The sequence below is a fragment of the Serratia sarumanii genome (genome assembly GCF_029962605.1).
GTDB lineage: Bacteria > Pseudomonadota > Gammaproteobacteria > Enterobacterales > Enterobacteriaceae > Serratia > Serratia sarumanii.
The window spans coordinates 4,209,532-4,221,898 of record NZ_CP124750.1; the positions used below are offsets into that span (position 1 = coordinate 4,209,532).

The 12,367-nt window shown below is 60.6% G+C and carries 13 protein-coding genes; 6 read left to right on the forward strand and 7 right to left on the reverse strand.

Annotation, left to right across the window (positions count from 1 at the left end; translation table 11 throughout):
* Positions 1-31: 31 nt before the first annotated feature.
* Together qseC and qseB are read right to left on the reverse strand one after the other, a co-directional pair.
* The gene (gene qseC, locus SSARUM_RS19950; RefSeq protein WP_033649605.1) at positions 32-1,390 is read right to left on the reverse strand and encodes a quorum sensing histidine kinase QseC; all 1,359 of its coding nucleotides are present in this window, start codon (positions 1,388-1,390) and stop codon (positions 32-34) included.
* Positions 1,387-2,049, reverse strand: coding sequence for a quorum sensing response regulator transcription factor QseB (gene qseB, locus SSARUM_RS19955; protein ID WP_004937550.1), 663 nt, complete (start codon positions 2,047-2,049; stop codon positions 1,387-1,389). The genes qseC and qseB overlap by 4 nt, the downstream gene beginning before the upstream one ends.
* A 166-nt stretch (positions 2,050-2,215) precedes the next feature.
* On the opposite strand from qseB, the gene panB reads away from it, so the two are divergent.
* The 3 genes from panB (at position 2,216) to panD (ending at position 4,414) form a co-directional block, all read left to right on the forward strand.
* A complete protein-coding gene (gene panB / locus SSARUM_RS19960) occupies positions 2,216-3,010 on the forward strand; it encodes a 3-methyl-2-oxobutanoate hydroxymethyltransferase (RefSeq protein WP_004937548.1) in 795 nt (264 codons plus the stop codon).
* A 23-nt stretch (positions 3,011-3,033) separates the two neighbouring features.
* Positions 3,034-3,888, forward strand: coding sequence for a pantoate--beta-alanine ligase (panC, locus tag SSARUM_RS19965; protein ID WP_033649603.1), 855 nt, complete (start codon positions 3,034-3,036; stop codon positions 3,886-3,888).
* 145 nt (positions 3,889-4,033) lie between these two features.
* Positions 4,034-4,414 (forward strand): aspartate 1-decarboxylase, encoded by a 381-nt coding sequence (gene panD / locus SSARUM_RS19970; protein ID WP_004937544.1) that lies wholly within the window; start codon positions 4,034-4,036, stop codon positions 4,412-4,414.
* 34 nt (positions 4,415-4,448) lie between these two features.
* Here the strand turns inward: panD and SSARUM_RS19975 are convergent, their stop codons facing one another.
* From SSARUM_RS19975 to SSARUM_RS19985, 3 genes are all read right to left on the reverse strand, one after another.
* Entirely contained in the window at positions 4,449-5,729 is a 1,281-nt protein-coding gene (locus SSARUM_RS19975) for a polysaccharide deacetylase family protein (protein WP_033635920.1), read from the reverse strand.
* A gap of 177 nt (positions 5,730-5,906) precedes the next feature.
* Positions 5,907-6,677 carry an ABC transporter permease gene (locus SSARUM_RS19980; protein WP_033635921.1) on the reverse strand — a complete coding sequence of 257 codons (771 nt, stop codon included), beginning with the start codon at positions 6,675-6,677 and terminating at the stop codon, positions 5,907-5,909.
* Positions 6,674-7,597, reverse strand: a complete 924-nt coding sequence (locus SSARUM_RS19985) for an ABC transporter ATP-binding protein (RefSeq protein WP_033635922.1) — start codon at positions 7,595-7,597, stop codon at positions 6,674-6,676. Before SSARUM_RS19985 ends, SSARUM_RS19980 begins: the two co-directional genes overlap by 4 nt.
* A gap of 210 nt (positions 7,598-7,807) precedes the next feature.
* Between SSARUM_RS19985 and can the strand changes: the two genes are divergently transcribed.
* Positions 7,808-8,464 (forward strand): carbonate dehydratase, encoded by a 657-nt coding sequence (can, locus tag SSARUM_RS19990; protein ID WP_033635923.1) that lies wholly within the window; start codon positions 7,808-7,810, stop codon positions 8,462-8,464.
* Between the two features lie 37 nt (positions 8,465-8,501).
* Here can and hpt read toward each other — a convergent pair whose 3' ends face one another.
* Positions 8,502-9,038 carry a hypoxanthine phosphoribosyltransferase gene (hpt, locus tag SSARUM_RS19995; RefSeq protein WP_048234659.1) on the reverse strand — a complete coding sequence of 179 codons (537 nt, stop codon included), beginning with the start codon at positions 9,036-9,038 and terminating at the stop codon, positions 8,502-8,504.
* Positions 9,039-9,136: 98 nt separating this feature from the next.
* The gene (gene cueO / locus SSARUM_RS20000; protein ID WP_041036649.1) at positions 9,137-10,813 is read right to left on the reverse strand and encodes a multicopper oxidase CueO; all 1,677 of its coding nucleotides are present in this window, start codon (positions 10,811-10,813) and stop codon (positions 9,137-9,139) included.
* Between the two features lie 217 nt (positions 10,814-11,030).
* Between cueO and SSARUM_RS20005 the strand changes: the two genes are divergently transcribed.
* Together SSARUM_RS20005 and speE are read left to right on the forward strand one after the other, a co-directional pair.
* Positions 11,031-11,378, forward strand: coding sequence for a YacC family pilotin-like protein (locus tag SSARUM_RS20005; RefSeq protein WP_004937515.1), 348 nt, complete (start codon positions 11,031-11,033; stop codon positions 11,376-11,378).
* 125 nt (positions 11,379-11,503) lie between these two features.
* Positions 11,504-12,367 (forward strand): polyamine aminopropyltransferase, encoded by an 864-nt coding sequence (speE, locus tag SSARUM_RS20010; protein WP_033649601.1) that lies wholly within the window; start codon positions 11,504-11,506, stop codon positions 12,365-12,367.

Here is a 12,367-nt window from a genome sequence, read left to right on the forward strand (position 1 = left end):
CATTCGCGATACGGGTTCTGTGGAGTCCGTCTTACAGCGTCAGCCGCGCAACGAACCCGCCCGGCGGGCGATTGGCAAAGCCGATCTGTAAACCATGCAATCCGGCGATACGCTGCACGATCGAGAGGCCCAGCCCGCTGCCGGTTTGCTCCTGCCCCGGCGGGCGATAGAAGCGTTCTCCGAGCCGTGCCAGATGTTCCGTGGTGACCCCCGGACCGTCGTCCTCCACCGTCAGCGAGCGTTCGCTCAGCGTCACGGTGACGACGCCGCCCTGCGGGGTATAGCGCACCGCGTTATCCAGCAAGTTGCGCAATAGCAGCGACAGCAGCAAGGTTTCCCCCTGACGCGGCGGCGGCGTTCCCTGATGTTCATAGCGCAGCGTCACGCCCGCCGCATGGGCCTGCCGATCCTGCTCCGCCAGGGTCATCGTCACCAGTTCGTTCCAGTCGATCGGCGCCAGTTCGGCCAGATCCGACAGCGAATCCAGCCGCGACAGCGTCAGCAGCTGATCCACCAGCCGGGTGGCGCGATCGATGCCGACCGTAAGATTGTCCAGCGCGTGCTCGCGCATCGGCGCATCGTCCCCTGCCAGTTGAACCACTTCGGTCTGCACCCGCAGCGCCGCCAGCGGGCTGCGCAACTCGTGCGCGGCATCGGAGGTGAAACGCCGCTCCCGCACCAGCAACGCGTTGATGCGAGCGAACAGCGCATTGAGCGCATCCACCAGCGGACGCACCTCGGTCGGCACCTGGCGCGCGTCCAACGGCGTCGCGTCATCGGGCGCGCGCCGGCGCAAACCGGCCGCCACCGCGCGCAGCGGCCGCAGCTCGCGCCCGACCATCAGCGCGATCAGCAGCATCAGCACCGGCAGCGTCGCCAGCCAGGGCACCAGTTGGCCAGTCACCATGCCCAGCGCCATATCGCGCCGGTAATCCCACTCCTGGCCGACCACGATGCGATAGCGCCCATCCGGGCTGGTCAGCCACAGCAGGCGCCAGCTGTCGTCATCACCTTTGCGCTCGCCGTCGGTAAAACCTTCACGCTCCCCGTCAAACAGGAAATCGGCGCCGTTCTCGCCGTCGTTGAGCAGCATCTTGCCTTGGCGATCGAAGATGGCGAACGCCAGCGCGTCGTCGTCCTGATCGCCACGCTTGCCGTGATGCACCAGCTTCTTGGTTTTCGGCAGGCTGCGCGCGCTTTCATCGGCCAGCAGATCGCCGAGGTTGGCGGTCGCCAGCCGTTTGGCGAACAGCATCTGCTGGGTATCGAACACTTCATTGATGGTGTTGCGCGACATCACCCAGGCCACCACGCTGGCGGTGCACCAGGTCATCAGCGCCAACAGGCTGAAGATCAGGATCAGACGCAGCCGCAGGCTGAGACGCTTCACGGCGCATCCCCCAGCGTGTAACCCACGCCGTGAATGGTGCGGATGAAGCCGTTGCCCAGCTTGCGCCGCAGGTGGTGAATATGCACCTCCACCGCGTTGCTGCTCACCTCGTCGTCCCAGTTGTACAGCTTCTCCTGAATCAACGGCCGCGCCAGCACCCGCCCCTTGTTGTGCAGAAACAGCTCCAGCACCGCCAACTCGCGCGGCGTCAGCGTCACCGGCTCGCCGTTGCAGCTCACGCTGCGGGTGGCGCTGTCAAACACCACGTTGCCGTGCGTCAGCTGCGGCATCAGTTGGCCGTGGCGACGGCGGATCAGCGCCTGCAGGCGCGCCGCCACTTCGGCCAGCGCGAACGGCTTGCACAGATAATCGTCGGCGCCGCTTTGCAACCCGCTGACCCGCTGCTCCAGTGCATCGCGGGCAGTGAGGATCAGCACCGGCACGTCCTGCCCGGCCTGGCGCCACTGGCGCAGCAGATCCAGGCCATCGAGGCCCGGCAGGCTGAGATCGAGGATCACCGCGTCGTACGGCGCGCTGTCCAGCGCATTTTTGCCAACGGCGCCGTCGGTGAACCAGTCCAGATTGAAGCCGAGTTTGGTCAGCCCGGCCTTGATGCCGTCCCCGATCAGTTTGTCATCTTCGATCAGCAGAATTCGCATGAGTATCCCTTTTCAGTCATTGCGCCATTGCACCACAAGGTTCTTAAGAACCGCTTAAGCATGGCGATCCGCGCTACCCACCCCGATCGGGTTACAGTAGAATGGCTGCACTTTTTTGCAGCCTGGGCCTGCGCAAGCCGCACGGCCCGTTTCAGGAGACGTTGTGATGAAACCCACCACCGTGACCCACTTGCGCCAGTGGAAACAGGAGCAACGCAAGTTTGCTACCCTTACCGCCTACGATGCCAGCTTTGCCAAACTGTTTGAAGAGCAAGGCATCAAAGTCCTGTTGGTGGGCGATTCGCTGGGCATGACGCTGCAGGGCCACGACTCCACGCTGCCGGTCACCGTCGCCGACGTAGCCTACCACACGCGCGCCGTGCGCCGCGGCGCGCCGGCCTGCCTGCTGCTGGCCGATCTGCCGTTCATGAGTTACGCCACCCCGGAACAGACCTTCGCCAACGCTGCCGAGCTGATGCGCGCTGGCGCCAACATGGTGAAACTGGAAGGCGGCAGCTGGCTGTGCGACACGGTGAAAATGCTTGCCGAGCGCGCGGTGCCGGTGTGCGGCCACCTGGGCCTGACGCCGCAGTCGGTCAACGTGTTCGGCGGCTATAAGGTGCAAGGGCGCGACGAACTGGCCGCCAAACAGCTGCTGCAGGACGCGCAGAACCTGGAGCTGGCCGGCATTCAGCTGCTGGTGTTGGAATGTGTGCCGACCGAGCTGGCGCGCCAGATCACCGAAGCGCTGTCCATTCCGGTCATCGGCATCGGCGCCGGCAACGGCACCGACGGCCAGATCCTGGTGATGCACGACGCCTTCGGCATCACCGGCGGCCATACGCCGAAGTTCGCCAAGAACTTCCTGGCGCAGAGCGGCGATATCCGCACGGCGGTGCAGCACTACATTCAGGAAGTGGAACAAGGCCTCTACCCGGCGGCTGAACACTCTTTTAACTAAGCGATGGTTCCAGGAGTCACCCAATGATTATTATCGAAACCCTGCCGATGCTTCGTCAGCAGATCCGTCGCTGGCGCCAGGAAGGCAAACGCATCGCGCTGGTGCCGACCATGGGCAACCTGCACGACGGCCATATGACGCTGGTCGATGAAGCGCGCGCCCGCGCCGACGTGGTGGTGGTGAGCATCTTCGTCAACCCGATGCAGTTCGATCGGCCGGACGATCTGGCGCGCTACCCGCGCACGCTGCAGGAAGACAGCGAGAAGCTGACCCGCCGCGGCGTCGATCTGGTGTTCGCGCCAGCCCCGGCCGCGGTCTATCCGCAGGGGCTGGAGCAGCAGACCTACGTCGACGTGCCGGGCATCTCCAGCATCCTGGAAGGCGCAAGCCGGCCGGGCCACTTCCGCGGCGTTTCCACCATCGTCAGCAAGCTGTTTAACCTGGTGCAACCTGATTTAGCCTGCTTCGGCGAGAAGGATTACCAACAGCTGGCGCTGATCCGCAAAATGGTGGCGGACATGGGTTACGACATCGACATCGTCGGTGTGCCGACCGTGCGCGCCAAAGACGGCCTGGCCCTCAGCTCGCGCAACGGCTACCTGACCGCCGAAGAGCGCAAGGTCGCGCCGCAGCTGAGCAAAATCATGAATGGGCTGGCGCAGCAGTTGGCCAATGGCGAGCGCCATATCGAAACGCTGCTGGAACAGACCGCCGAGCAGCTGCGCGCCGCCGGCTTTACGCCGGATGAACTGTTTATTCGCGACGCCGACAGCCTGCAGCCGCTGACGGTGGACAGCCAGCGGGCGGTGGTGCTGATGGCCGCCTGGCTGGGCAAGGCGCGTCTTATCGACAACCAGCAGGTCGACCTGACGCTGTAAGCCGTTTTTTATACTGTCGTCACCCTTGGCCGCTGACCATTGGTAGACAATGGCGGAGCAATCGGTGACGATAGAGATTGCAGGGATGCAGGAGAGATGTTCAACCCCAGCGCCTGTGAAGGCCGATATTCAGTTAGGTAAAGCTATGATACGTACTATGCTGCAAGGCAAGCTGCATCGCGTCAAAGTCACTCAGGCTGACTTGCACTATGAAGGGTCCTGCGCCATCGACCAGGATTTCCTGGAGGCCGCCGGCATTCTGGAATATGAAGCGATCGATATTTACAACGTGGATAACGGCCAGCGCTTCTCCACCTACGCCATCGCCGCCGAGCGCGGTTCGCGCATCATTTCGGTTAACGGCGCCGCCGCGCGCTGCGCCTGCGTGGGCGACAAACTGATCATCTGCTCCTATGTGCAAATGACCGACGCCGACGCCCGCCAACACCACCCGAAAGTCGCCTATTTCGAAGGTGACAACAACCTGCAGCGCAAGGCGAAAGCCGTGCCGGTTCAGGTCGCCTGACACTAAAACGGGCGCCTTGCGCGCCCGTTCTTCCTTACTGCACCACCACCGTGCCCGGCTTGTTGGCTATCCGATCCGCCATGGTCTGGATCGAGTCGGTGCGCAGAATATACAGCCGCTTCAGCGTATAGGGGTTATCCCCCGGCTTCACCTTGCCCTGCACCGTGGTCACCGCCAGATGGAAACCGGCGTCCTGCGCCGCCTGGATCGCCCGCTGGTTATAGCCGCCGAACGGGTAGGACAGATACAGCACGTGCGGGTTGAACTGCGACAGCGCGCGGCGCGAGCGCTCAAAATCGAACTCGATATTGTGCAGCGAACGGCTCAGCAAAATCGGCTGGCGATTGCCGTCGGTGCGGTGCAGGAAGTGAGTGTGCGACTGCACGTCGAACACGTCCTGAATCTGCTTCAGCTCCGAGACGCTCATAAACTGCAGCGAATCCGGGTTCCATTTCTGCGGGTGGCGTTTGATGCGCGAAGAGATGATGAACGCCGTGGCGCGGAAACCGTAATCCTTCAGCACCGGGTAAGCGTAGCGATAAACCGATTTCAGCCCGTCGTCGAAGGTCAGCACGATCGCCTTGCCCGGCAGGTTGATCTGGTTCTTCAGGTAGGCTTCCAGCTGATACAGCGAAATGGTGTCGTAGCCCGCCTGCTTCAGGTAGGTCATCTGGTTGCTGAACGCCACGTCTGAGGTGGTGGTCGAGGTGTGGCGGAAGCGCTTGTTCTCTTCGTTTTTCAGCAGGTGATGATAGGTCAGCACCGGTATGCCGCTATCGATCTCGCAGTCCAGCTCATTGACAAACCCCAGCCGCTCGCCGATGTTGACCTCGTACCAGGTGTTGTTCAGGCGATCCTTCAGCTTGCCGATGATCGGATAGCGCAGGTTGCCTTCCAGCGTGCCCAAGACCTCGCTGTCCTTGTCCGCCGCGGTATAAACGTCGATCGTTTTTTGGGTGATCAGATTCTGGTTGGTCAGCGGTTTGTTCAGCTCGCCCAGATCGTCTTGTACCTTGCGCGACTTCTTCAGTTCGCGCACGTCATCTTTATCGATAAAGCCGGTGCCGTGCCCGAATTTGAATTCGTAGTATTCCGCATCCGCCGGGAACACCTGGATCAGCTGCCCGCGCTTCACTTCTCCTACCGGGATCACATGCTCGCCCACCAACGCATAGACTTCGCTATCGCGCTGCGCTTCCATGTATTCAGATTTAACCGCGCCGTCTTCCGACAGCAGATTCGCCAGGCTCACAGGGGAAACCAACGACATCAGAATGCCGAGGAAACCAGCCGCTAACGTGTATTGAGGCCGCATGATGATGTTCTACTTACGAGTGCGTAATGACTAAAGTGAAGGAAATGTGGAGCGCCAGCATAGCACGATTTGAACAACGGGGAACTAGCGGTTATTTGAGCAATTCTATTGATTTACGCGCCGCCTGCGCCAAATCAAGAAAAGCGCCCCCGCCGGAAAAGCGGGGGCGCGATACCATCAGCTGCGCAGGCCGCGGCCGCGCTCGATCAGGTACCAGGAAAGCAGGTAAAACACCGCGATAAACGCCAGCAGCACCGCCATGGTGAACGCCAGCGGCACGTCGTTGATGCCGAGGAAACCGTAGCGGAAACCGCTGATCATATAGACGATGGGGTTCAGCTTGGACACCGCCTGCCAGAATGGCGGCAGCAGCGACAGCGAGTAGAACACCCCGCCCAGGTAGGTCAGCGGCGTCAGCACGAAGGTCGGGATCAGGCTGATATCGTCGAAGGTGGTGGCGAACACCGCATTGATCAGCCCCGCCAGCGAGAACAGGATCGCCGTCAGCAGCAGCGTCAGCGCAATCACCCACCAGGCGTGCACCTGCAGCGGCACAAAGAACAGCGAGATGATGGTCACCAGCACGCCGACGCAGATGCCGCGCGCCACGCCGCCGCCGACATAGCCGGCGATCACCACGTGGGTCGGCACCGGCGCCACCAGCAGTTCCTCAATGTTGCGCTGGAATTTGGCGCTGAAGAACGACGAGGCGACGTTGGCATAGGAGTTGGTGATCACCGCCATCATGATAAGGCCAGGCACGATGAACTGCATGTAGCTGAAGCCGTGCATATCGCCGATGCGCGAGCCGATCAGATTGCCGAAGATGATGAAGTACAGCGTCATGGTGATCACCGGCGGCACCAGGGTCTGGATCCAGATGCGCGCGAACCGGTTCACCTCTTTGGCCCAGATGCTCTGCAAGGCTACCCAATACAAACGCGTCATGCTTTTTCTCCATTGCCGTTAACCAGGGTGACAAACAGTTCTTCCAGGCGGTTCGCCTTGTTGCGCATGCTCAGCACCTGCACGCCCTGCGCGCTCAGTTGGGTGAACAGGCCGTTCAGCCCCTGCTCGCGCATCACTTCCACTTCCAGCGTCGAGGTATCCGTCAGGCGGCTGTGGTAACCGTCCAGCTTCGGCAACGGGCTCTTCGCCGCCAAATCGAGGATGAAGGTTTCCGACTTCAGCTTGGCCAGCAGCCCCTTCATCGAGGTGTTTTCCACCAGCTCCCCGTTCTGGATGATGCCGATATTGCGGCACAGCATCTCCGCCTCTTCCAGATAGTGGGTAGTGAGGATAATGGTGGTGCCCTGGGCGTTCAGCTCTTTCAGGAAGCCCCACATCGAGCGACGCAGCTCGATGTCCACCCCGGCGGTCGGCTCATCGAGGATCAGCAGCTTCGGCTGATGCATCAACGCGCGGGCGATCATCAGGCGGCGCTTCATGCCGCCGGACAGCATGCGGGCGCGCTCGTTGCGCTTGCCCCACAGATCCAGCTGATTGAGGTATTTTTCGGCGCGCGCCATCGCTTCACGCCGCGTGACGCCGTAGTAACCCGCCTGGTTCACCACGATCTGCAACACGGTCTCGAACGGGTTGAAGTTGAACTCTTGCGGCACCAGGCCGAGCTGGCGCTTGGCGTTGACGATGTCTTTATCGATGTCGTAACCGAACACCCGCACGCTGCCGGCCGTTTTGTTCACCAGCGAGCTGATGATGCCGATGGTGGTGGATTTTCCGGCGCCGTTTGGCCCCAGCAGGGCATAAAAATCCCCCGCTTCGACGCTCAGGTCGATACCGCGCAGCGCCTTGACGCCACCGGCATAAGTCTTGGTCAGCTGCGCTAATTCCAGTGCATAATTCATATGTAAAATAGTACCTTATGACGATGAGTATGCCGCCGCGCCCCTGTTTGCGAGGCTTGAAACACTAACGATAATCCTAGCATCGGCGACGTTTTCACTGAGTCGAATCCGTGCGGAAAATGAGGCTGCACCACTGTTCCGATTTCCAAAGTGTGACGCTTACCCTATATTACCCCAACGCAATCTGTCCGTTACGGGTCAATCACCTCCATGAAAGAAATCGAAGAGCTTATCGCCAACAACCAGGCCTGGTCGGCCAACATCAGCCAGGAAGACCCGGAATTTTTTGAACGTTTAGCCCAGGCGCAAAAGCCCCGCTTCTTATGGATTGGTTGCTCTGACAGCCGCGTTCCCGCAGAACGCCTGACCGGCCTCGAGCCGGGTGAACTGTTCGTCCATCGCAACGTGGCGAACCTCGTTATCCACACCGATCTTAACTGCCTGTCGGTGGTGCAGTATGCGGTAGATGTGCTGGAAGTCGAACACATCATCATTTGCGGCCATCTGGGCTGCGGTGGCGTGCAGGCGGCGGTGGAAAACCCGGAGCTGGGGTTGATCGACAACTGGCTGCTGCACATTCGCGATCTGTGGTACAAGCACAGCTCGCTGCTGGGCGAGCTGCCGCCGGAGCAGCGTTTCGACATGCTGTGCGAGATCAACGTCATTGAGCAGGTATACAACCTGGGCCACTCCACCATCATGCAGTCCGCGTGGAAGCGCGGCCAGAAGGTGATGATCCACGGTTGGGTGTACGGCATTCAGGACGGCCGCCTGCGCGATATGGAAGTGCTGGCGACCAGCCGCGAGAGCCTGGAGATGGGCTACCGCAAAGCGATAGCCAAACTGAAGCAGGATAAAGGCATATAACCCCGCCGCGGGCGCGGCTGGCCGCGCCCCACATCAATTACTCGTCCAGCAGCACCACTTTGCCGACGTACGGCAGGTGACGGTAGCGCTGAGCGTAGTCGATGCCATACCCCACCACGAACTCATCCGGGATCGAGAAGCCGACATATTCGACCGGCACCTGCACTTCACGGCGCTCAGGCTTGTCCAGCAAGGTGCAAATCGCCAGCGATTTCGGCCCGCGCAGCGCCAAAATCTCGCGCACTTTGTTCAGCGTGTTACCGGAATCGATGATGTCTTCCACGATCAGCACGTCTTTGCCGCGAATGTCTTCGTCCAGATCCTTGAGAATCTTCACGTCGCGGGTGGTGGACATGCCGCTGCCGTAGCTGGAGGCGGTCATAAAGTCGACTTCGTGCGGCACGTCGATGGCGCGGCAGAGATCGGCCATGAACATGAAGGAGCCGCGCAGCAGCCCGACCAGCACCATGTCGCTGCCGCTGTCGCGGTAATGTTCGGTGATCTGGCGGCCAAGTTCGGCGATACGGGTCTTAACTTCCTGCTCGGAAATCATTACGTCTACAGTGTGTTTCATAGTATTCAGGTCAGTTGCCGGAAGAAAGGCGCAGAGTTTAGCATAGCCTTTCGCCGGTGGCGACGCGAGCGCGCCGCCACCTGAGCGACGGGCTGCGATCATTCGCCGACGGTGAAGCCCATCATCATGCCGGTATCTTCGTGCTCCAGCAGGTGGCAGTGGGCCATGTACGCATGTTCGCTGCTGGCCGGATGGTCGAAGCGCACCAGCACTTCGCTGCGCCACCCTTCGACGCGCACCGTGTCCTTCCAGCCGCTGCGATGCGCCGCCGGCGGTTTGCCATTTTCCGACAGGATACGGAACTGGGTGCCGTGAATATGGAACGGGTGCAACATCATGTCGCCCTCGCCGGAAATGGTCCACTTCTCATACTGGCCCCGTTTGGCGGCGAACATCGGCTTGGTCATGTCGAAGGCCTTGCCGTTGATCATGTTGCCGTGGCTGAAGTCGAACGGTTTGGCTTTACCCTGCGCGCCGCCGTGATCCATCCCGGCCATCTTGCCATGATCCATGCCCTTCATGTTGCCCATGTTGCCATGGTCCATGCCCTGCATGCCGCCCTTTTCCATGCCTTTCATGTTGCCGTGGTCCATGCCTTTCATGTCTCCACCGCCCATCGCGCCATGATTCATGCTCATGCCTGCCATCGCCTGGTGACCATAACGATCCATCAGCGCCTGCATGCCGAGCATATCCAGCTGCGGATCCATCATCAGCTGCAGCCAACGCTCCTGGATACCGGTGATAGCGGGTAATGTCGGCAGCTTCACCAGGCTGTCCGGCATGGTTTTGATGCCCTGCGCCAGCGACGGCTGAATGCGCAACACCGGCAGCGGTTGATCGAACGGCGCCAGCGTCATACCCATCTGCTTCACCGGCAGCGTCACGATGTCGAACGCTTTCCCGTCGGAGGCATCCACCAGCACTTCAAAACGTTCGCCCATCAGCATCGGCAGCTCGGTCAGTTTCACCGGCTCCGCCAGGAAACCGCCGTCGCTGGCGATGACATACAGCGGACGGTTGTCACTGGCCGCCAGATTCAGCGAGCGGGCGTTGCAGCCGTTGAGGAAGCGCAGACGCAGCCAGCCGCGCGGCGCCAAATGTTGCGGATACTGCGCGCCGTTGGTGAACATGCGATCGCCAAACCAGCCCACCGCCGCGCTCATCACGTCCAGGCGGTATTCGATTTGTGCGTCTTTGCCCAACCGCTTATCTTGCAGGATCACCGGAATATCATCCTGCCCCCAGGTTTTCGGCAGCGGCAGTTTGGCGCTCTCCTCATCTTCCAGCAGCACCAGCCCCGCCAGCCCCATCATCACCTGGCTGCCGGTTTTACCGTGGGTATGCGGGTGGAACCAGCAGGTGGCCGCCGGTTGATCGACGGTGAAATTCACCGTGCGCGTCGCGCCGGGATGGATCAATGCCTGCGGGCCGCCATCGACGTCGCCGGGAATTTCCAGGCCGTGCCAGTGGACGGTGCTGGCCTCCGCCAGGCCGTTTTTGATGTCGACCGTCACCGGCTGCCCACGCTGCAGCTTCACCGCCGGCCCGAGCAGCGCGCCGTTGAATCCCCAGGTTTTGGTGGCGGCGCCGGGCAACCAGCGGGTTTCCCCCGCCTGCAGCGCCAGCGCAATTTTTCCCTGCGCGTCCGGCGTCAACAACGGCGGCACCGGCAGGGCCGGCCGATCGGCCGCCCAGGCGGCCCGGCTCCATAACGGCAATGTGCTCGCAGCGCCCAGTGCGGCGGTTAATTTAATAAAATCACGGCGTAACATCGCTGACTCCCTTTTCTCAGTGACATAACTCAATGCCGCCAGCCTAAACCTTCCCCCTGGCGGAAGGTCAAGCCTTTCCTGGCGGTATTTTAAGCTATGCCTCACAATCAACAGAATATGGCTGGCAAACGCAACGCCGGCCCGGCAGCAATAAAATTTGGTGCCTTTACAGGCAAGTGTGGTAACGTCAGCAAACGACAAACAGGCCTATTTCATGATGAAAAAAACAACGTTATCGATGCTGTTGCTGGCGATGCTGGGCTTCTCCAACGCCAGTCTGGCGCTGAATGAATCCGAGGCGGAAGATCTGGCCGATCTGACGGCGGTATTTATTTATTTGAAAAATGATTGCGGCTACAACGATTTGCCAAACGCGCAAATCAAACGCGCCATCGTCTATTTCGCGCAACAAAACCGCTGGGATTTGAGCAACTACAACAGCTTCAATATGAAGGCGCTGGGCGAAGACAGCTATCGCGATCTCAGCGGCATCGCCATTCCAACGCCCAAGAAGTGCAAATCGCTGGCGCGCGACTCTTTGAGCCTGCTGGCCTACGCCAACTAATTCCTTCCCCTTTTCCCGCCCGCCTAACGCTCTCTCTGTCTGAAATTCAACCGTGCATCGCCAGGCAGAGTTAGCTATGATGTTGCGCCGATTTTTCATGGCTGTTATTACGGAGTTTCCCGCACATGACCCAGAAAGAAATTTGGTACGAAACGCTGCATACGGGCTTCGGCCAGTATTTCTCGGTAGAGAAGGTGCTGTACCGCGAGAAGACCGATCACCAGGATCTGGTGATCTTCGAGAACCCGGTGCTGGGGCGCGTGATGGCGCTCGACGGCGTGGTGCAAACCACCGAGCGTGACGAGTTCATCTATCACGAAATGCTGACCCACGTGCCGCTGCTGGCGCACAGCGCGGCGAAGAAAGTGCTGATCATCGGCGGCGGCGACGGCGGCATGCTGCGCGAAGTCAGCCGGCACCCTGGCGTGGAGCAGATCACCATGGTCGAGATCGACGCCGGTGTCGTCGAGTTCTGCCGCCAGTACCTGCCCAACCACAGCGCCGGCGCCTATGACGATCCGCGCTTCAAGCTGGTGATCGACGACGGCGTCAACTTCGTGAACCAAACCGACGAAACCTTCGATGTGATCATCTCCGACTGCACCGATCCGATCGGCCCCGGCGAAAGCCTGTTCACTTCGGCGTTTTATGAAGGCTGCGCCCGCTGCCTGAATGAGGGCGGCATTTTCGTCGCGCAGAACGGCGTCTGCTTCCTGCAACAGGACGAGGCGGTCAACAGCCACGCCAAACTGAGCCGCTACTTTACCGACGTCAGCTTCTATCAGGCGGCGATCCCAACCTATTACGGCGGCATCATGACCTTTGCCTGGGCGAGCCAAAACCCGGCGCTGCGCCAGCGCGATCTGCCTACTCTGCAACAGCGCTTTAACCAAAGCGGCCTACACTGTCGTTATTACAACCCGGCAATTCACGTCGGCAGTTTTGCCCTGCCGCAATATTTGCTCAATGCCCTGAACGTAACACGTTAA

Coding starts and splice junctions, on each gene's coding strand:
- SSARUM_RS20005 (WP_004937515.1), top strand. CDS start 11,031: ATGAAAAAAACAACGTTATCGATGCTGTTGCTGGCGATGCTGGGCTTC.
- can (WP_033635923.1), top strand. CDS start 7,808: ATGAAAGAAATCGAAGAGCTTATCGCCAACAACCAGGCCTGGTCGGCC.
- SSARUM_RS19975 (WP_033635920.1), bottom strand. CDS start 5,729: ATGCGGCCTCAATACACGTTAGCGGCTGGTTTCCTCGGCATTCTGATG.
- panC (WP_033649603.1), top strand. CDS start 3,034: ATGATTATTATCGAAACCCTGCCGATGCTTCGTCAGCAGATCCGTCGC.
- panB (WP_004937548.1), top strand. CDS start 2,216: ATGAAACCCACCACCGTGACCCACTTGCGCCAGTGGAAACAGGAGCAA.
- SSARUM_RS19985 (WP_033635922.1), bottom strand. CDS start 7,597: ATGAATTATGCACTGGAATTAGCGCAGCTGACCAAGACTTATGCCGGT.
- panD (WP_004937544.1), top strand. CDS start 4,034: ATGATACGTACTATGCTGCAAGGCAAGCTGCATCGCGTCAAAGTCACT.
- SSARUM_RS19980 (WP_033635921.1), bottom strand. CDS start 6,677: ATGACGCGTTTGTATTGGGTAGCCTTGCAGAGCATCTGGGCCAAAGAG.
- speE (WP_033649601.1), top strand. CDS start 11,504: ATGACCCAGAAAGAAATTTGGTACGAAACGCTGCATACGGGCTTCGGC.
- cueO (WP_041036649.1), bottom strand. CDS start 10,813: ATGTTACGCCGTGATTTTATTAAATTAACCGCCGCACTGGGCGCTGCG.
- hpt (WP_048234659.1), bottom strand. CDS start 9,038: ATGAAACACACTGTAGACGTAATGATTTCCGAGCAGGAAGTTAAGACC.
- qseB (WP_004937550.1), bottom strand. CDS start 2,049: ATGCGAATTCTGCTGATCGAAGATGACAAACTGATCGGGGACGGCATC.